The sequence below is a fragment of the Lelliottia sp. RD5 genome (assembly GCF_056032945.1).
Genome location: NZ_JBVYHQ010000001.1, coordinates 1,410,155 through 1,429,187, shown reverse-complemented (window position 1 = coordinate 1,429,187; position 19,033 = coordinate 1,410,155). Strand labels below are relative to the sequence as shown.

General features: G+C 53.4%; 19 protein-coding genes, 5 tRNA genes and 1 other RNA gene. 15 read left to right on the top strand and 10 right to left on the bottom strand.

Features of this window, described 5'->3' with window-relative positions:
• Window position 1 precedes the first annotated feature (1 nt).
• From pal to pnuC, 10 genes are all read left to right on the top strand, one after another.
• Window positions 2-523, top strand: a complete 522-nt coding sequence (gene pal / locus AC0LWE_RS07165) for a peptidoglycan-associated lipoprotein Pal (RefSeq protein WP_012016639.1) — start codon at window positions 2-4, stop codon at window positions 521-523.
• 9 nt (window positions 524-532) lie between these two features.
• Window positions 533-1,327 carry a cell division protein CpoB gene (cpoB, locus tag AC0LWE_RS07160; protein WP_219346872.1) on the top strand — a complete coding sequence of 265 codons (795 nt, stop codon included), beginning with the start codon at window positions 533-535 and terminating at the stop codon, window positions 1,325-1,327.
• 161 nt (window positions 1,328-1,488) lie between these two features.
• Window positions 1,489-1,564 (top strand) — tRNA-Lys (locus AC0LWE_RS07155).
• 122 nt (window positions 1,565-1,686) lie between these two features.
• Window positions 1,687-1,762 (top strand) — tRNA-Val (locus tag AC0LWE_RS07150).
• Between the two features lie 3 nt (window positions 1,763-1,765).
• Window positions 1,766-1,841, top strand: a tRNA-Lys gene (locus AC0LWE_RS07145).
• A 140-nt stretch (window positions 1,842-1,981) separates the two neighbouring features.
• Window positions 1,982-2,057: transfer RNA gene (locus tag AC0LWE_RS07140), tRNA-Lys, on the top strand.
• Window positions 2,058-2,087: 30 nt separating this feature from the next.
• Window positions 2,088-2,163: transfer RNA gene (locus AC0LWE_RS07135), tRNA-Lys, on the top strand.
• Between the two features lie 29 nt (window positions 2,164-2,192).
• Window positions 2,193-2,315, top strand: a non-coding RNA gene (locus tag AC0LWE_RS07130) — RtT sRNA.
• Between the two features lie 296 nt (window positions 2,316-2,611).
• The gene (gene nadA / locus AC0LWE_RS07125) at window positions 2,612-3,655 is read left to right on the top strand and encodes a quinolinate synthase NadA (protein ID WP_202667364.1); all 1,044 of its coding nucleotides are present in this window, start codon (window positions 2,612-2,614) and stop codon (window positions 3,653-3,655) included.
• Between the two features lie 36 nt (window positions 3,656-3,691).
• Window positions 3,692-4,411, top strand: coding sequence for a nicotinamide riboside transporter PnuC (gene pnuC, locus AC0LWE_RS07120; protein WP_219346871.1), 720 nt, complete (start codon window positions 3,692-3,694; stop codon window positions 4,409-4,411).
• Here the strand turns inward: pnuC and zitB are convergent.
• On the bottom strand, window positions 4,408-5,346 hold the full coding sequence (gene zitB / locus AC0LWE_RS07115; RefSeq protein ID WP_204772391.1) for a CDF family zinc transporter ZitB: 939 nt from the start codon (window positions 5,344-5,346) through the stop codon (window positions 4,408-4,410). The two genes, pnuC and zitB, sit on opposite strands and share 4 nt — an antisense overlap.
• Before the next feature lie 118 nt (window positions 5,347-5,464).
• Window positions 5,465-5,863: a YbgS-like family protein gene (locus tag AC0LWE_RS07110; protein ID WP_219346870.1), complete on the bottom strand. Its 399-nt coding sequence runs from the start codon at window positions 5,861-5,863 to the stop codon at window positions 5,465-5,467.
• A 320-nt stretch (window positions 5,864-6,183) separates the two neighbouring features.
• Between AC0LWE_RS07110 and aroG the strand changes: the two genes are divergently transcribed.
• Window positions 6,184-7,236 (top strand): 3-deoxy-7-phosphoheptulonate synthase AroG, encoded by a 1,053-nt coding sequence (gene aroG / locus AC0LWE_RS07105; protein WP_219346869.1) that lies wholly within the window; start codon window positions 6,184-6,186, stop codon window positions 7,234-7,236.
• A gap of 59 nt (window positions 7,237-7,295) precedes the next feature.
• On the opposite strand, the gene gpmA is transcribed toward aroG, so the two are convergent.
• From gpmA to modE, 7 genes are all read right to left on the bottom strand, one after another.
• Window positions 7,296-8,048: a 2,3-diphosphoglycerate-dependent phosphoglycerate mutase gene (gpmA, locus tag AC0LWE_RS07100; protein WP_012016646.1), complete on the bottom strand. Its 753-nt coding sequence runs from the start codon at window positions 8,046-8,048 to the stop codon at window positions 7,296-7,298.
• A 325-nt stretch (window positions 8,049-8,373) separates the two neighbouring features.
• A complete protein-coding gene (gene galM, locus AC0LWE_RS07095) occupies window positions 8,374-9,414 on the bottom strand; it encodes a galactose-1-epimerase (protein ID WP_219346868.1) in 1,041 nt (346 codons plus the stop codon).
• Window positions 9,408-10,556 (bottom strand): galactokinase, encoded by a 1,149-nt coding sequence (galK, locus tag AC0LWE_RS07090; RefSeq protein WP_202667153.1) that lies wholly within the window; start codon window positions 10,554-10,556, stop codon window positions 9,408-9,410. Before galK ends, galM begins: the two co-directional genes overlap by 7 nt.
• A gap of 4 nt (window positions 10,557-10,560) precedes the next feature.
• The gene (gene galT, locus AC0LWE_RS07085) at window positions 10,561-11,607 is read right to left on the bottom strand and encodes a galactose-1-phosphate uridylyltransferase (RefSeq protein ID WP_219346867.1); all 1,047 of its coding nucleotides are present in this window, start codon (window positions 11,605-11,607) and stop codon (window positions 10,561-10,563) included.
• A gap of 12 nt (window positions 11,608-11,619) precedes the next feature.
• Window positions 11,620-12,636, bottom strand: coding sequence for a UDP-glucose 4-epimerase GalE (gene galE / locus AC0LWE_RS07080; RefSeq protein ID WP_202713677.1), 1,017 nt, complete (start codon window positions 12,634-12,636; stop codon window positions 11,620-11,622).
• A gap of 203 nt (window positions 12,637-12,839) precedes the next feature.
• Complete coding sequence (modF, locus tag AC0LWE_RS07075) at window positions 12,840-14,312, bottom strand: molybdate ABC transporter ATP-binding protein ModF (RefSeq protein ID WP_202713676.1); 1,473 nt, start codon at window positions 14,310-14,312, stop codon at window positions 12,840-12,842.
• Window positions 14,313-14,379: 67 nt separating this feature from the next.
• Window positions 14,380-15,168, bottom strand: a complete 789-nt coding sequence (gene modE, locus AC0LWE_RS07070; RefSeq protein WP_219346866.1) for a molybdenum-dependent transcriptional regulator — start codon at window positions 15,166-15,168, stop codon at window positions 14,380-14,382.
• A 127-nt stretch (window positions 15,169-15,295) separates the two neighbouring features.
• On the opposite strand from modE, the gene AC0LWE_RS07065 reads away from it, so the two are divergent.
• The 4 genes from AC0LWE_RS07065 (at window position 15,296) to modC (ending at window position 18,147) form a co-directional block, all read left to right on the top strand.
• Window positions 15,296-15,445: an AcrZ family multidrug efflux pump-associated protein gene (locus AC0LWE_RS07065; RefSeq protein ID WP_072241805.1), complete on the top strand. Its 150-nt coding sequence runs from the start codon at window positions 15,296-15,298 to the stop codon at window positions 15,443-15,445.
• A 178-nt stretch (window positions 15,446-15,623) separates the two neighbouring features.
• Window positions 15,624-16,397: a molybdate ABC transporter substrate-binding protein gene (modA, locus tag AC0LWE_RS07060; protein WP_202667149.1), complete on the top strand. Its 774-nt coding sequence runs from the start codon at window positions 15,624-15,626 to the stop codon at window positions 16,395-16,397.
• Complete coding sequence (gene modB / locus AC0LWE_RS07055) at window positions 16,397-17,086, top strand: molybdate ABC transporter permease subunit (protein WP_059178603.1); 690 nt, start codon at window positions 16,397-16,399, stop codon at window positions 17,084-17,086. The genes modA and modB overlap by 1 nt, the downstream gene beginning before the upstream one ends.
• A gap of 2 nt (window positions 17,087-17,088) precedes the next feature.
• Window positions 17,089-18,147: a molybdenum ABC transporter ATP-binding protein ModC gene (gene modC / locus AC0LWE_RS07050; RefSeq protein WP_059178602.1), complete on the top strand. Its 1,059-nt coding sequence runs from the start codon at window positions 17,089-17,091 to the stop codon at window positions 18,145-18,147.
• On the opposite strand, the gene AC0LWE_RS07045 is transcribed toward modC, so the two are convergent.
• Window positions 18,148-18,966, bottom strand: coding sequence for a pyridoxal phosphatase (locus tag AC0LWE_RS07045; RefSeq protein ID WP_059178601.1), 819 nt, complete (start codon window positions 18,964-18,966; stop codon window positions 18,148-18,150). It abuts the gene before it with no gap.
• Window positions 18,967-19,033: the final 67 nt, after the last annotated feature.

The following is a 19,033-nucleotide window of genomic DNA, read 5'->3' as shown; positions in this document are numbered from 1 at the left end:
AATGCAACTGAACAAAGTGCTGAAGGGGCTGATGATCGCTCTGCCTGTAATGGCAATCGCAGCGTGTTCTTCTAACAAGAATGCAAGCAACGACCAGAGCGGCGAAGGCATGATGGGCGCTGGTACTGGTATGGACGCTAACGGTAGCGGCAACATGTCTTCTGAAGAACAAGCTCGTCTTCAGATGCAACAGCTGCAGCAGAACAACATCGTTTACTTCGATCTGGATAAATTCGATATCCGTTCTGACTTCGCTGCGATGCTGGATGCACACGCTAACTTCCTGCGTAGCAACCCATCTTACAAAGTCACCGTAGAAGGTCATGCTGACGAACGTGGTACTCCAGAGTACAACATCTCCCTGGGTGAACGTCGTGCTAACGCCGTTAAAATGTACCTGCAGGGTAAAGGCGTTTCTGCTGACCAGATCTCCATCGTTTCTTACGGTAAAGAAAAACCTGCAGTACTGGGTCACGACGAAGCGGCTTACTCCAAAAACCGTCGTGCTGTACTGGTTTACTAAGAGAATTGCATGAGCAGTAACTTCAGACATCACTTGTTGAGTCTGTCGTTACTGATTGGTATAGCGGCCCCCTGGGCCGCTTTTGCTCAGGCGCCAATCAGTAGTGTCGGCTCAGGCTCGGTCGAAGACCGCGTCACCCAACTCGAGCGTATTTCTAATGCTCACAGTCAGCTTTTAACCCAACTTCAGCAGCAACTTTCTGATAACCAAAATGATATCGATTCTCTTCGTGGGCAGATCCAGGAAAGTCAGTATCAGCTAAATCAGGTTGTCGAACGACAGAAGCAGATTTTGTTGCAGATGGATAGCCTCAGCAGCGGTGTTGCGGGTGCGCAACCTGCTGCTGGAGATCAAACAGGCGCTGCGACAGCAACCCCTGCACCGTCAACAGATGCGTCGGCCTCCGCAGGCGCTCCTGTACAAAGCGGTGACGCGAATACTGACTACAATGCAGCGATTGCCCTGGTTCAGGACAAATCTCGTCAGGACGATGCCATCGCGGCGTTTCAAAGCTTCGTGAAGAAATACCCTGATTCGACTTACCAGCCAAATGCAAATTACTGGCTCGGTCAGCTGAATTACAACAAAGGGAAAAAGGATGATGCGGCGTTTTATTTTGCCTCTGTGGTAAAAAATTACCCCAAATCACCTAAAGCATCTGATGCAATGTTTAAGGTCGGCGTGATCATGCAGGATAAAGGCGATACTGCAAAAGCGAAGGCTGTGTTTCAGCAGGTGGTTAGTAAGTACCCAGGCACTGAAGGCGCTAAACAAGCGCAAAAACGTCTTGGTTCGATGGGATGAGTATCGCATGACCAGAAATCGCGTTTTTTCTGGTCGTGCCGCCTGATTCGTAAGCAGTTAAGTGATCTGCATCGAAATTTTTGTTGCGCTCAATTCTTAAATCAGTAATATATGCCGCCGTTGCCAAGGGATATCAAACACCCCAAAAGCAGCAAAATAGTGGGTCGTTAGCTCAGTTGGTAGAGCAGTTGACTTTTAATCAATTGGTCGCAGGTTCGAATCCTGCACGACCCACCAATCGTTCTGGTGGAACACGATAGTAAAACGTAAAGGATAACGTTGCATCAGCAACGGCACGTAGGGCAAGGTGAAGCCGAGTCATCCTGAACGAGCCACTACTAAAAATTACAGCAGTACAAGGGTGATTAGCTCAGTTGGTAGAGCACCTCCTTTACACGGAGGGGGTCGGCGGTTCGAGCCCGTCATCACCCACCATTTGGGTCGTTAGCTCAGTTGGTAGAGCAGTTGACTTTTAATCAATTGGTCGCAGGTTCGAATCCTGCACGACCCACCAATTTAACATCTGACTAAGATGTTAGACGTGAAGAATAATGTTGCGAAAGCAACTGCCCGAAGGGCGAGGCGAAGCCGAGTCATCCTGCACGACCCACCAATTTATATTGGTAAAAAGTAAAATTCAGGCAGCACCCGAATGGGTCGTTAGCTCAGTTGGTAGAGCAGTTGACTTTTAATCAATTGGTCGCAGGTTCGAATCCTGCACGACCCACCAGCCTGAATAAAGAAAAGTAAATCCCGAAAGGGGTCGTTAGCTCAGTTGGTAGAGCAGTTGACTTTTAATCAATTGGTCGCAGGTTCGAATCCTGCACGACCCACCAATGTAAAAAAGCGCCCTAAAGGCGCTTTTTTGCTATCTGAAATTTGAACGATTCGAACCTGCTGCAGGTTCGAGCCGAACGAAGTGAGGCACCGGAGCCTCTGGCGACGGCCCGGAGGGTGAGCGGCGCGAATCATCCTGCACGACCCACCAATGTAAGAAAGCGCCCTAAAGGCGCTTTCTTGCTATCTGCGCCTTGAAAGATTCGAACCTGCAGCAGGTTCGAGCCGAACGCAGTGATCCTCTGGTGACGGCCGGAGAGTGGAAAAAGCCGAGTCATCCCTCGCGGCCCGCCAATGCAAAAAGGCACCTTTTTGCTTTTCAATTCCTGTGACTTTTCACCTCAAATTCGCTATCTTGTTTAGTATATAAAACATGATCGCTGACCCTTATGCTAAGTTCCTTGGAAATAACGCAAAACGGTTAAGCCAGCAAAACGAGATGCAATGATGAGCGTGATGTTTGATCCAGAGGCCGCAATCTATCCTTTTCCGCCTAAACCTGTGCCGTTAAATCTGGACGAAAAACAGTTTTACCGTGAAAAAATCAAACTTTTGCTAAAAGAACGTGATGCCGTGATGGTGGCGCATTATTACACCGATCCTGAAATTCAACAGCTGGCTGAAGAGACGGGTGGATGTATTTCTGACTCTCTTGAGATGGCGCGTTTTGGGGCAAAACATTCTGCATCAACGCTTCTGGTAGCTGGCGTTCGCTTTATGGGCGAGACGGCGAAAATTCTGAGTCCTGAAAAAACGATTTTGATGCCGACGCTGAACGCGGAATGCTCGCTTGATCTAGGCTGCCCTATCGAAGAGTTCAGCGCATTTTGCGATGCGCATCCTGACCGAACTGTCGTGGTCTATGCAAATACTTCCGCCGCGGTCAAAGCCCGTGCTGACTGGGTTGTCACCTCCAGTATTGCCGTCGAGCTGATTGAACATCTTGATAGCCTGGGCCAGAAGATCATTTGGGCGCCAGATAAACATCTGGGAAACTATGTGCAAAAGCAAACGGGCGCAGACGTGCTTTGCTGGCAGGGGGCCTGTATCGTCCATGACGAGTTTAAAACCCAGGCGCTGGCACGCATGAAGGCGCTGTATCCTGAAGCCGCCCTTCTGGTTCATCCAGAGTCACCCCAGTCGATTGTCGACATGGCGGATGCCGTCGGTTCTACCAGCCAACTGATCAACGCGGCAAAAACGTTACCGCAGCAGAAGCTTATCGTCGCCACCGATCGCGGTATTTTTTATAAGATGCAGCAAGCGGTGCCGGAAAAAGAACTGTTTGAAGCTCCGACTGCCGGGGAAGGGGCAACTTGCCGCAGCTGTGCGCATTGTCCCTGGATGGCGATGAACGGGCTTAAAGCGATTGCCGACGGCCTGGAGTCCGGCGGCGCGGCACACGAAATCCATGTTGATGCAGCTTTGCGTGAAGGCGCATTACTTCCGCTTAACCGCATGCTGGAATTTGCGGCTACACTACGTTCTTGATTTAAGACAACGCGTTATACGCGCTCAGGGGAAGAGATGGATTTTTTTAGCACGCAGAACATTCTGGTTCATATCCCGATCGGGACGGGGGGCTACGATCTGTCATGGATTGAAGCTGTCGGCACTATAGCGGGCCTGCTCTGTATCTGGTTAGCGAGTCTGGAGAAAATCAGTAACTATGCGTTCGGCCTGGTTAACGTGACGCTCTTTGCGATTATTTTTTTCCAGATTCAGCTCTATGCCAGTCTCTTGCTGCAGCTGTTTTTCTTTGCCGCCAATATTTACGGCTGGTACGCATGGTCCCGGCAAAACAGCCAGCAGGAGGCAGAACTGCAAATTCGCTGGCTGCCGCTGCCTAAGGCCATCGCCTGGCTTGCGGCATGCGTCGTCGCCATCGGTCTGATGACGGTCTACATCAACCCGGTATTTGGCTATCTCACGCGCATTTCCGTCTCGGTAATGAGCAGCCTTGGACTCAACGTAACAATGCCTGAGCTGCAGCCTGACGCTTTCCCGTTCTGGGACTCCTGCATGATGGTGCTTTCCATTGCAGCGATGATTTTGATGACGCGAAAATACGTCGAAAACTGGCTGCTGTGGGTCATCATCAATGTGATAAGCGTGGTGATCTTTGCATTGCAGGGCGTTTACGCGATGTCGCTGGAATATATGCTTCTCACGTTTATTGCCCTCAACGGCAGCCGGATGTGGATTAACAGCGCGCGTCAGCGTGGCTCACGCGCGCTTTCCCGTTAATGATGGTGATGATGTGAATGATCGGGCTGCGTCTCATTGAGGTGGCAGTCCGGTCCATTACAGGGCTGATACTCCATTTGAATGGTGACGTGTGAAATAGTGTAGTGATGCTCGAGAAAGTGCTGAATGCGCCCCAGCAAGGCATCATGGTCATGGGGAGGAACAACCTGAACGTGCAGCGTCATGACAGGTTTCTCGCCCACCTGCCAGACGTGAACGTGGTGAACATCACGCACTTCCGGGATGGAACGAGACAGATTGCGTTTCAGCGCAGGAATATCCATCGAAACCGGCGCACCTTCCAGCAGTTCATTCACACTCTCCCGCAACAAACTCCAGGCGCTACGCAAGACCAGACAGGACACCAGCACCGACAAAATCGGGTCAACGGGTGTCCAGCCGGTATAGATAATCACCAGCGCCGCCACAATGGCACCCACCGACCCGAGCAGATCGCCGAGAACATGCAGTGCTGCTGCGCGCACGTTCAGGTTCTTCTCTCCGCTGCCACGATGCAAAATCCAGAATGCGGCGATATTGGCCAGCAATCCTGCAACGGCAATCACCATCATTGTCATTCCAGCGATAGGTTGCGGATGGCGAAAACGCTGGAAAGCTTCCCACACAATCAAAATCGTTATGACGACCAGCGCGATAGCATTGACGAAAGCCGCGAGCGTCGTGAGCCTAAGCCAGCCGAAAGTATGGCGCGTATTGGGCGGGCGACGGGAAAAGTGTACTGCGATGAGGGCAAAAAGCAGAGCGGCGGCGTCGGTGAGCATATGGCCCGCGTCGGCCAGCAAAGCGAGCGAGCCAGAGATCAGCCCGCCAATCACCTCGACCACCATAAAGGTCGCAGTAATGCCAAACGCGAGCATTAAGCGCTTAGCGTTGTCGTCCCGCGGCGAATCCGAGTGAGAATGTGCATGCGCCATGAAAATGTCCTGATGAGTGAGTATTTTACAGAGTGATTTTTTAACATTTTGCACAAAAAAGAAAGGAGAGCTTCAGCTCTCCTTTTATCTTCAGGGGAAATATTCGTGACGTAACCCGTTATTGGGTTGTACCGTCCGTTTTGGTGTCTACTTCGCTGTTGTCACCGCTGCCGGTTTCCACTTTTTTGTTCATATCCGGGCATTTACCGTCTTTACACATTGAGTTTTTGTGCACGTCGTCTTTGGTCATGCCGTCATGGTTCATCGTGCCTGAATCGGTACCGTTCGGATGAAGCATCGTTCCGCTGCTGTTACCGCTACCTGTATTGATATTATTGTTATCAACATTATTAGGAGCAACGTTCTGTTTAGCATCCGGTGCAACCTGGCCCGCGCTGGCTGCAGCGTTGGCCTGTCCATTGTTATCAGAACTCGATGCATCGGCTGCCAGTGCGGCGCCGCTTGCCATTGTCAGCGTTGCTGTCAGGAAAAGAGTTGCCAGTTTAGTCATTTTCATCGTGATGCTCCTGTTCTGGTTGTTATTTGCTGGATAACGTCGTCCAACAGTGCACAGGCGAAAGAGGGTTTCGCTCAGTGGTGAAAGATTCTGATTTCTGGCGTTATGTCAGAACAGAATCATGTTAAAACATATAAACAGAGTCGTTACATTTAAAAAGTGTAGGTTACATCTCGCTTTTCGCTACTTTGTGGCGTTTATTAGCGTAATTCCAGGAATTATCCGTGAGAAGTGTAAAAGCCCGTTTACACTTCCTGGCCGACAAGTTAGATTGAAAGGATTGCATTCATTACCAAATATATGGCAAAGCCGGAACGATCATGAATTATCAGAATGACGATTTACGTATCAAAGAGATCAATGAGTTATTACCCCCTGTCGCACTCCTTGAAAAATTCCCCGCCACTGAAAACGCTGCGAATACCGTTTCTCATGCCCGCAAAGCGATCCACAAAATCCTTAACGGCAATGACGATCGTTTGCTGGTTGTCATCGGTCCCTGTTCCATTCACGATCCCGCAGCGGCGAAAGAGTATGCCGCGCGTCTGCTCGCGCTTCGCGAAGAGCTGAAAGGTGAGCTGGAAGTGGTCATGCGTGTCTATTTCGAAAAGCCGCGCACCACGGTGGGCTGGAAAGGGCTGATCAACGATCCGCACATGGACAACAGTTTCCAGATCAACGACGGTCTGCGTATTGCGCGCAAACTGCTTCTGGAAATCAACGATGCTGGCCTGCCTGCGGCGGGTGAGTTCCTGGATATGATCACTCCGCAATACCTTGCCGATTTGATGAGCTGGGGCGCCATTGGTGCCCGTACCACCGAATCCCAGGTACACCGCGAATTGGCGTCAGGTTTGTCTTGCCCCGTTGGTTTTAAAAACGGAACGGACGGCACGATTAAAGTGGCTATTGATGCTATCAACGCCGCGGGTGCGCCGCACTGCTTCCTGTCCGTGACCAAATGGGGTCACTCCGCGATTGTGAATACCAGCGGTAATGGCGACTGCCACATTATTTTGCGTGGCGGTAAAGAGCCAAACTACAGCGCCAAGCATGTTGAAGAAGTCAAAGCGGGGCTGGAAAAAGCGGGCCTTTCTGCGAACGTGATGATTGATTTCAGCCATGCCAACTCCAGCAAACAGTTCAAAAAACAGATGGACGTCGGCGCCGATGTTTGCCAGCAACTGGTTAACGGCGAAAAAGCGGTGATTGGCGTGATGATTGAGAGTCATCTGGTCGAGGGGAATCAGAATCTGGAGAGCGGTGAACCGCTGGTCTACGGCAAGAGCGTGACGGATGCTTGTATTGGCTGGAATGATACCGATACGCTTCTGCGCCAATTGGCCGATGCGGTAAAAGCGCGTCGCGGGTAATTATCCGGACAAATAAAAAAGCGTGGATTGCTCCACGCTTTTTTTTACTCTGGCGAAAATTACTTCGCTTTACCCTGGTTCGCTACGGCCGCCGCTTTTGCAGCGATTTCGTCAGCGTTACCCAGATAGTAACGTTTGATTGGTTTGAAGTTTTCATCGAACTCGTACACCAGCGGTACGCCAGTAGGGATGTTCAGTTCGAGAATTTCTTCTTCTCCCAGGTTGTCCAGGTATTTCACCAGCGCGCGCAGGGAGTTACCGTGAGCGGCAACGATCACGCGCTCACCGCTTTTCACACGCGGCAGAATAGTGTCGTTCCAGTAAGGCACAACGCGATCGATGGTCAGCGCCAGGCTTTCGGTCTGCGGCAGCTCGGCATCGGTCAGTTTAGCGTAACGCGGATCGTGGCCCGGATAGCGCTCGTCGTCTTTGGTCAGCTCTGGTGGAGTCACTGCAAAGCCGCGACGCCACTGCTTAACCTGCTCGTCACCGTATTTTTCAGCGGTTTCAGCTTTGTTCAGACCCTGCAGCGCACCGTAGTGGCGCTCATTCAGCTTCCAGGATTTCTCAACCGGCAGCCAGGCTTGATCCAGTTCATCCAGAACGTTCCACAGAGTATGGATGGCACGTTTCAGCACTGAGGTGTAAGCAAAATCAAAGCTAAAGCCTTCATCTTTCAGCAGTTTACCTGCAGCTTTTGCTTCGCCAACGCCTTTCTCAGACAGATCAACATCATACCAACCGGTGAAGCGGTTTTCGTTGTTCCACTGACTTTCGCCGTGGCGCACCAGAACCAGCTTAGTTACAGCCATATCTCACTCCTCATAAGCTTTATTTGCGCTTCATCTCTCACGCTGCTTCTGCGTTAGTTTCGCTCTCAAAACCCAGTCACACATTTGCTCCTGGAATTTTTAGGGCAATCCCGTTTGACGCAGCATGAATGATTTTACGCGTTGAATGATAACAATTCTCATTATATTGCCGTGGCGGGGCCAGCGGCAACGCTTAACACTAACCATAGCGAAAATAGTGCCCCAGTGTAAGCTGCTTGTGAATCGCGGGTTATGATTTTGTCTGTGAATGGCGCTATTTTCAGCAAGATGGACAAAAAAAGCCCTCCGGGAGGAGGGCTTGAGATTAATGCGTTATAAACTGATATTCCGTCAGACTGACGTACTCCGAACCCGGCCGCAGAATGCAGTCCGGCTGCGGAAATTCAGGATGATTCGGACTATCCGGCAAAAACTCGCTTTCCAGCGCCAGACCCTGCCAGTCACTGTAATCACCTTGCTCGCGAGCCGGCGTTCCGCCGAGATAGTTGCCCGAATAGAACTGCAACGCAGGGGCATTGGTGAACACCGTCATTTGCAGTTTTTCATCTGCAGACCACACCTGTGCAGCGGGTTGGCTGACATTACCTTTCGCCTGCAGCAGGAACGCGTGATCGTAGCCTTTCACCTTGCGCTGATAATCATCGCTCAGGAATTCTTTCGCGATGGTTTTGGGCGTGCGGAAATCAAAGCTCGTACCGGCAACGGCTTTCAGTCCTTCACAAGGAATACCCATCTCATCGACCGGCAGCCAGGCATCGGCCAGCAGCTGGAGCTTATGCTGACGGACGTCTGACTGGTCGCCATCCAGATTGAAATAGGCATGATTGGTCATGTTCACCGGACACGGCTTATCGACCGTTGCACGGTACTCAATTGAGATACGGTTATCTTCTGTCAGCGTAAATTTCGCTGACGCAGAGAGATGACCCGGGAAGCCCTGATCGCCATCAGCAGATTCCAGCGCAAACAGGACCTCACAGTCGTTCTGCTGCACGATACGCCAGCGGCGTTTGTCAAACCCTTCAGGGCCACCGTGAAGCTGGTTTTCACCCTGGCTTGGCAAAAGCGCGTACTCTGTACCGTCGAGCGTAAAACGGCTTTTCGCAATGCGGTTCGCGTAACGGCCCACGGACGCGCCGAGATACGCGGCCTGATTCGCATACTGTTCCGGCGACGCGCAGCCGAGCAGCGTTTCACGTACGCTGCCGTCAGGCATAGGAACACGAGCAGAAAGTAAAGTTGCGCCCCAATCCATGACCGTGACCACCATCCCCGCGCTGTTGCGCAGGGTTAACAGGCGGTACGGCAGGCCATCGGCGGCAAGCGTAGGTGTTTCGTTTAGCACTGACCCGCTCCTTGTGAAGGTTTGCAGACGTAGAAGGTTTCTTTGATTCCGGTTTTCGCTTCATATTGCTGTGAAACGGCATCCTGAACGGCAGGGACCAACTCTTCCGGGATGAGGGCGACAACACAACCGCCGAAGCCGCCACCGGTCATGCGCACGCCGCCTTTGTCGCCGATGGTCGCTTTGACAATCTCCACCAGCGTGTCGATTTGCGGAACCGTAATCTCGAAGTCGTCGCGCATTGACGCGTGCGACTCAGCCATCAGTTCGCCCATCCGTTTTAAATCGCCCTGTGCCAGCGCTGACGCGGCTTCAACGGTGCGTGCATTTTCGGTTAATACGTGGCGAACGCGTTTGGTCACGACCGGATCCAGCTCGTGCGCCACTTTGTTGAACTCGTTCAGGGAGACATCACGCAGCGCCGGTTGCTGGAAGAAACGCGCCCCGGTTTCGCACTGCTCGCGTCGGGTGTTGTATTCGCTGCCCACCAGCGTGCGTTTGAAGTTACTGTTGATGATCACCACCGCGGCGCCTTTTGGCAGGGGAACCGCTTTGGTGCCGAGCGAGCGGCAGTCGATCAGCAGCGCATGCTCTTTTTTGCCCAGCGCAGAGATCAGCTGGTCCATGATGCCGCAGTTGCAGCCCACAAACTGGTTCTCAGCTTCCTGGCCATTCAGGGCAATTTGCGCGCCGTCCAGCGGCAGGTGATACAGCTGCTGGAAGACCGTCCCCACGGCGACTTCGAGAGACGCAGAAGAGCTTAACCCTGCGCCCTGCGGCACGTTACCGGTGATCACCAGGTCCGCGCCACCAAAAGCCTTATTACGCATTTGCAGGTGTTTCACCACGCCACGGACATAGTTAGACCACTGCTGCGTCTCGTGAGCTACGATCGGCGCGTCGAGTGAAAACTCGTCGGTTTGATTACCGTAATCCGCCGCAATGACGCGCACGATGCGGTCATCGCGTTTTGCACAGCTGATAACGGTTTGATAATCAATTGCACACGGCAGCACAAAACCGTCGTTGTAATCGGTGTGTTCACCAATCAGGTTCACGCGCCCGGGAGCCTGAATCGCGTGGGTGGCAGGGTAGCCGAATGTTTCAGCAAACAGGGATTGTGTTTTATCTTTGAGACTCATTTTTTTAGACTCCTGATTCGCGGTAATGCACATCGCTGACGGCACGCAGACGTTCTGCTGCTTGTTCTGCCGTCAAATCACGCTGGGTTTCCGCCAGCATCTCGTAACCCACCATAAATTTACGTACCGTCGCTGAACGCAGCAGCGGCGGGTAGAAATGGGCATGTAACTGCCAGTGCTGATTGTCTTCTCCGTTAAACGGTGCACCGTGCCAGCCCATAGAATAGGGGAAGGAGCACTGGAAGAGATTGTCATAGCGGCTGGTCAGTTTTTTCAACGCCAGCGCCAAATCATCGCGCTGGTCTTCGGTTAATTCGGTAATGCGCAGAACGTGAGCTTTTGGCAGCAGCAGCGTTTCGAACGGCCACGCCGCCCAGTACGGCACGACAGCCAGCCAGTGTTCGGTCTCGACAACCGTACGGCTACCGTCGGCCATTTCACGCTGTACGTAATCGGCCAGCAGCGCAGACTGGTTTTCGGCGAAATAGGCTTTTTGCAGGCGGTCTTCGCGCTCGACTTCGTTCGGCAGGAAACTGTTTGCCCACACCTGACCGTGCGGGTGCGGGTTAGAGCACCCCATCGCCGCGCCTTTATTCTCAAATACCTGCACCCAGGGATAGCTCTGGCCAAGCTCAGCGGTCTGATCCTGCCAGGTTTTGATCACGTCGGTCAGCGCATTGACGCTCAGTTCTGGCAGCGTTTTGCTGTGATCCGGCGAGAAACAAATCACCCGGCTGGTGCCGCGTGCGCTCTCACAGCGCATCAGCGGATCCGCGCTTTCCGGCGCGTCAGGCGTGTCGGTCATCAGCGCAGCAAAATCGTTAGTGAAAACGTACGTGCTCTGATAATCCGGGTTTTTATCGCCCGTGACGCGGGTATTGCCCGGACACAAGAAACAATCCGGATCGTGCTGTGGCAGCGTCTGCTTGGCGGGTGTTTCTTGCGCCCCTTGCCACGGACGCTTGGCGCGATGCGGTGAAACCAAAATCCACTGCCCGGTTAACGGGTTAAAACGCCGATGTGGATGATCGACGGGATTGAATTGCGTCATGACGGAGGGTCCTTAGTCCGGATAGCCCTGGGGATGGCGTGACTGCCAGCGCCAGGTATCTTGTGCCATTTCATCGAGCGTGCGGGTCACACGCCAGTTAAGCTCTTTATCGGCCCTGGAGGCATCAGCCCAATAAGCGGGAAGATCGCCATCGCGGCGCGGCGCGAAGTGATGGGCCACAGGCTTACCGCAGGCTTTGCTGAACGCGTTGATGACATCCAGCACGCTGCTACCAATGCCCGCACCGAGGTTGTAGATGTGCACGCCGGGTTTATTCGCCAGCTGCTGCATCGCGGCAACGTGTCCGTCGGCCAAATCCATGACGTGAATGTAATCACGCACGCCCGTGCCGTCTTCGGTTGGGTAATCATTGCCAAAGACCGCCAGAGAATCACGACGACCCACGGCAACCTGCGCGATGTAAGGCATCAGGTTATTCGGAATGCCCTGCGGGTCTTCGCCCATATCACCTGATGGATGTGCGCCTACCGGATTGAAATAACGCAGCAGGGCGATGCTCCATTCCGGCTGGGCTTTTTGCAGGTCAGTCAGGATCTGCTCCACCATCAATTTACTTTTCCCGTACGGGCTTTGCGGCGTGCCGGTCGGGAAGCTTTCAGCGTAAGGGATTTTTGGCTGGTCGCCATAGACGGTAGCAGATGAGCTAAAGATGAGGTTTTTCACGTTCGCGGCGCGCATCGCAGCGACCAGACGCAGCGTACCGTTAACGTTGTTATCGTAGTATTCAAGCGGTTTCGCGACGGATTCGCCGACGGCTTTCAGACCGGCAAAGTGGATTACCGTATCGATCGCGTGATCGTGAAGGATTTCGGTCATCAACGCTTCGTTGCGAATATCGCCTTCCACAAAAGTGGGCTGCTTGCCGCCAAGGCGTTCAATGACAGACAGAACGCTGCGCTTACTGTTGCACAGGTTATCCAGAATGATGACGTCATGGCCATTTTGCAGCAGTTGTACACAGGTATGACTCCCAATGTAACCGCTACCACCTGTTACCAGAACTCGCATTTTTCGCTCCATTAGGCTTATGGTATGTATTAACCTTAGCATAACAGAGACACGAAAAGTGTGACATGGGATAAAATAGTGGTATCGGTTACACCGATTTTCAAGCGCGCTTTCTGCTGATGCCTAAGCATTTTAAATCAAAGAGATAGGGATGTAATGATGCCACTTGTCTGAAAAAAGGGGCCGAAGCCCCTTGAATGATGTTAGTTAATACGGGTTAACGCGTAGCGATAGCGTTCACCTTCCGGCACAAAGGCCAGGCGATGGGTAATGCAAGACGGGGCGTCTTCTGCATGGTGTGAAACAAACAACAGCTGCGTTTCACCCTCGCTAATCAGGATATCCACAAAGCGACGGACTAATTGTCGGTTAAGCGGGTCCAGACCCTGCAGCGGTTCGTCGAGGATCAGCAGGGTAGGGTGCTTAACCAGCGCACGAACAATGAGCGCCAGACGCTGCTGTCCCCACGACAAACTGTGAAACGGCGCATCCGCCACGCGTTTATCCATGCCCAGAATATCCAGCCATTGCTGCGCCAGCTTATGTTGCCTGTCAGAAACCGCCTGATAAATTCCGATAGAGTCGAAATAGCCTGACAAAATCACGTTCCGCACGGTGGTGCTGACGCGGTAGTCCAGATGCAGGCTGCTGCTGACGTAGCCAATATGTTTCTTGATATCCCAGATGGTTTCACCGCTCCCGCGACGGCGGCCAAACAGGGTTAAATCGTTGCTGTACCCCTGGGGATGATCGCCCGTGATCAGGCTCAGGAGCGTCGATTTTCCCGCGCCGTTGGGGCCGGTGATTTGCCAGTGCTCGTGCGGATTCACGGTCCAGGTAAGCTGATTGAGAATAGGGCGGTCGTCATACGACACGACGCCATTGCGCAATTGAATACGCGGCTGGTGGCGGTCTAATTCGTGCTGAGCCGCAGGGGCGTCCGGTTCCGGGAGTGCGATGCCGTCCAGCTTTTCGCTGTGTGCCAGCTGCGAGATCAGGGCTTGTTGTAGCAGCGCTGTTTTATCGCCGGTTTCCACCAGCGTGCAATCCGCCAGCACGCCCGCAAATTGCACAAAATCGGGGATCTCATCAAAACGGTTCAACACCAATACGAGGGTGTAACCCTCCTGATTCAGCGTGGCTAACAGAGACGCCAGCTGCGCACGAGATTGCACATCCAGCCCGTCGAAAGGCTCATCCAGAATCAGCAGGTCAGGGGCGCTCATCAGTGCCTGGCAGAGCAGGGTTTTACGGGTTTCACCCGTGGAGAGATATTTAAAGCGTCGATCCAGCAGCGCGGAGATACCGAACTGTTCCGCCAGCTGTCGGCAGCGGGCGTCGTCTTTGATCTCGTCCTGAATGATCTGCGCCGTGGTACGGCCAGTATCCTCTTCGCCGGGACTGAGTAGATCGGTATTGTTGCGCTGCCATTCGTCACTGACCAATTTTTGCAACTGCTCGAATGAGAGGCGAGTCAGGCGCGTAAAATTGCACTGACGCTCGCCTTTCAGCTGCGTCAGTTCGCCTGCCAGCGCACGTGCGAGTGCAGATTTTCCGCTACCGTTAGTGCCCACAAACGCCCAGCTTTCGCCTGCGCGCAAAGTGATATCAGGAAGGGCCAGCGTTTGAGTGTCGCTAAGACGAAACGTGCCTTGCGAAATATGCAATGATGACATGAAGTATCCCATTTAGTGCAGCGATAATCTTCAGGGATACGCACTGTCGGCAAATTTGTCAATGCACTCAGCACAACGTGGCGATAATCACCCGGTCAGCATTGAAATATGCGGTGACGTCGACACCTTCTGTTAAATCGTCTGCAGCAGCGGCGGGGATCGTCGCGCACAGGATCTGTCCGTCCGGTAAGGTCATCAGCACTTCCGACTGCTCTTCGCCGCTTTCTATTTGGCTTATCGTGCCGCGCAGTTGGTTATCCGCCGTTTTGGCCTGCTCCGCATTGCGTGTGATATTCACCCACGGCGCTTTGAGCAGCACCAGCACCTCTTTGCCTTCGTCGAGCCCGAGTCGTTCACCGCTTTGCGCCGTAATTGCCACTTTCAGGCGCGTGGTGCCATCGGCGAGAAGAATATCCACGTGCTGTTGTACCTGCGCGCGATCGCGCGCCGTCACGGTGCCAAACCACTGATTGCGCGCGCTGGTTTGCAGTGAGAAGCGAGAGATGGCTGCCAGCAGGCTATCGAGCGGAAGGGCATCGTCATCGCTCAGGACATCGAAGGCTTTTTGCTGAATCTGGGCCAGCAAATCGTACAGCTTAATCAGACGCTGACCGTAACGCGTTAACACCGCGCCACCGCCCCCTTTGCCGCCTGTCGCTCTGTCGACCAGCGTTTGCTCGCTCAGGGTGTTCATCTCATTGATGGCGTCCCACGCGCTCTTATAGCTGATACCGGCATTTTTCGCGCCCTGGCTAATTGAGCCGGTTTGCTCTATTTGTTTAAGCAGGGCAATGCGGCGCGGATCGGCGAAAAGCTTCTGCTGAAGTCGAAGGGTAAGGAGAATTTCGGCCTGCATAACAAAGTCCTGGCAAAAAGTGTATTGTGACCCAATTGCTCGGATGCGCAAAGACTACCGCACAAAAGGGGATGTTTTTCTCGCTTTTCAGGGTAGAATACGTCACTCACAATGTCTGGAGAACACCATGTTAGAGTTGTTGAAAAGTCTGGTATTCGCCGTGATCATGGTACCCGTAGTGATGGCCATCATCCTCGGCGCCATCTACGGCCTGGGTGAAGTGTTCAACGTATTTTCGAACATCGGTCATAAAGACCAGCCTAAAAAGCAGCATTGATTCCTTTCTAAACGCCCGGTCTGACCGGGCGTTTTGCCCTCAAGTTTCTCCCTTCTGCGCCGATAGTATTCCCATTGTCAGCACGCTTTACTCATTAATCGGTACGATTTAACGCTAGGACTTCCCTGCAGATATCGTTATATTTATTTATATATAACGAAGTTAACAGGAGATAAAAATGGCACGTACATTATTACGCCTTCTTGCAGGGGCAACGTTGACGCTTTCGCTCGCCGGGCATGCACTGGCAGAAGAAAACAAAATCACGGTCTTTGCCGCGGCGTCGCTGACCAATGCGATGCAGGATATTGCGGCGCAGTACAAAAAAGAGAAAAACGTCGATGTGGTCTCTTCTTTTGCCTCGTCGTCAACGCTGGCGCGTCAGATTGAAGCAGGGGCCCCGGCCGATCTGTTTATTTCTGCCGACCAGAAATGGATGGATTATGCGGTCGAGAAGAAATCTATCGACGCCGCAACCCGTGAAACGCTGCTGGGCAACAGCCTGGTGGTTATCGCGCCTAAAGCGAGCGCACAGGGCGAGATCGCGATTTCTAAAGAGACCAACTGGGCCAGCCTGCTGAAAGACGGGCGTCTGGCGGTGGGCGATCCGGATCATGTTCCAGCCGGGATTTACGCCAAAGAGGCGCTGCAAAAACTGGGTGCCTGGGATACATTATCCCCGAAACTGGCACCTGCTGAAGATGTGCGCGGTGCGCTGGCTCTGGTGGAGCGTAATGAAGCCCCTCTGGGCATCGTTTACGGCTCCGATGCAGTTGCCAGTAAGGGCGTGAAAGTGGTCGGTACGTTCCCAGAAGACTCTCATAAGAAAGTCGAGTACCCGATTGCGATTGTTGATGGACACAAAAATGCGACGGTCAGCGCCTTCTTTGACTATCTGAAGGGGCCTGAAGCGTCAGCAACCTTTAAACGTTATGGATTTACGACTCACTGATGATATTGACCGATCCTGAATGGCAGGCTGTGATTCTCAGCCTTAAAGTCTCTTCCCTGGCCGTTGCCTTTAGTTTGCCCTTTGGGATCTTTTTTGCCTGGCTGCTGGTTCGCTGCCAGTTTCCGGGCAAAGCGTTGCTCGACAGTGTTCTTCATCTTCCCCTGGTGTTGCCGCCGGTAGTGGTTGGCTATTTACTGCTGATCGCCATGGGACGCCGCGGTTTTATCGGTGAATGGCTGTATGACTGGTTTGGCCTGACGCTGGCATTCACCTGGCGCGGTGCGGTGCTGGCAGCTGCGGTGATGTCCTTCCCGCTGATGGTGCGGGCGATTCGCCTCGCGCTGGAAGCGGTGGATATCAAACTGGAACACGCCGCGCGTACGCTCGGTGCCGGGCGCTGGCGCGTCTTCTTCACCATCACGCTGCCGCTGACCTTGCCGGGGATTATTGTCGGCACGGTGCTGGCTTTTGCACGTTCGCTTGGCGAATTCGGCGCGACCATTACGTTTGTGTCTAACATTCCTGGCGAAACCCGCACCATCCCTTCTGCCATGTATACCCTGATTCAGACCCCTGGCGGCGAAGGCGCAGCGGCGCGACTGTGCATTATTTCCATTGTCCTGGCGCTGGTGTCGCTGTTGGTTTCTGAATGGCTGGCGCGTCTTAGCCGCGAGCGGATGGGGAAATAATCATGCTGGAACTCAATTTCACCCAAACGCTGGGCAACCACACGTTGACGCTCAACGAAACGCTGCCTGCGTCAGGGATCACCGCCGTTTTTGGCGTATCGGGCGCGGGAAAAACGTCGCTTATCAACGCGATTAGCGGCCTGACGCGTCCGCAAACGGGCCGCATTGCCCTTAACGATCGCGTGCTGAATGACGTCGAAAAAAAGATTTACCTGGCCCCTGAGAAGCGCCGCATTGGCTACGTGTTTCAGGATGCGCGCCTGTTCCCGCATTACAACGTGCGCGGCAATCTGCGCTACGGCATGGCGAAAAGCATGGCCGGACAGTTTGATAAGCTGGTGGCGCTGCTCGGAATTGAAACCTTACTTGAGCGTCTGCCGTCGTCGCTTTCGGGAGGGGAAAAACAGCGCGTCGCCATTGGTCGTGCCCTGCTCACCGCGCCAGAACTGCTGCTCCTGGATGAGCCGCTGGCCTCGCTCGACATTCCGCGTAAGCGTGAACTGTTACCGTATCTCCAGCGTCTGGCGCGCGAAATTAACATTCCAATGCTGTATGTCAGCCATTCTCTGGATGAGATTTTACATCTGGCAGACAAAGTGCTGGTGCTGGAAAACGGCAGCGTCAAAGCCTTTGGCAATCTGGAAGAGGTGTGGGGCAGCAGCGTCATGCACCCGTGGTTGCCGAAAGAGCAACAAAGTAGCGTGCTGAAAGTGAGCGTGCTGGAGCACCACCCGCACTACGCCATGACGGCGCTGGCGCTGGGCGATCAGCATCTGTGGGTCAATAAGATTGAAAAACCGTTGCAGACAGCGCTGCGGATCCGCATTCAGGCGTCTGACGTTTCGCTGGTGCTACAACCACCGCTGCAATCCAGTATCCGCAATATTCTGCGCGCCAAAGTGGCGCAATGTTTCGACGATAACGGACAGGTGGAAGTCCAGCTCGAAATCGGCAGCAAGACGCTCTGGGCGCGCATCAGCCCGTGGGCTAGGGATGAACTCGGTATCAAGCCTGGCCTGTGGCTTTACGCGCAAATCAAGAGCGTCTCGATCACCACCTGATTACAGCAGGTGAGTATAAATATACTGCGCGATGCTATCGGTGGTGTTGTCGCCAATCACCACGTTAGCGCGCGCTTTCACCGCATCGTCGGCATTGCCCATTGCCACGCCCGTACCCGCCGCTTCCAGCATGCTGATGTCGTTATAGTTATCGCCAAAGGCAATCACATCGCGCATTGAACCGCCCTGAGATTCGACAAACTGCGTCAGACGTTTGCCTTTGCTGTTGCCTTTGCGGGCGATATCCACCTGATCGTGCCACGACCACTCGCACGCCAGCCCCAGCGTTTGCTCCACGTGCGCCGCGAATTCATTCAGCTTTTGCGTGTTTTCATCCGTCAACGCGAATTTCCAGATAGCGTTCACCTCCTGCGCGGACTCACGCAAAGTAGACACCTGGGTAAACACCGGGCGCTGGGCTTCAGGCAGCGTCAGCGCCCAGTTGCGGGTGCGGATCACATGCCCGGTTGGGCGTTCATACAGCATGGCATCGTCAACGTACATCAGCCCGTGTACGGCGTGTTCATCCAGCAGGTCAATCAGTTGCAGCGCCTGAGTGACAGGCAGCGGATCGGACTCAAGAACCTTTTTTGTTTGATAATCATACAAATAAGTCCCGTTACAACAAATTGCAGGTGTATCTAACGCCAGTGCCTGATAAAAAGGATGAATGGCAACGTGATGTCGACCCGTGACGATCAGGAGTTGATATCCCGCTTCCTGGGCACGTTTAAGTGCTTCAAGCGAAGAGGGAAGCAGGGTTTTTTGAGGGGTTAGCAGTGTACCGTCTAAATCCAGTGCAATCACACGCGAGGTCATTTGTTCTTCCGGGTTAATATTGAATTTAAAGTCTTCTGGGATGGTACACCGAGAGAGGATGCCGGCA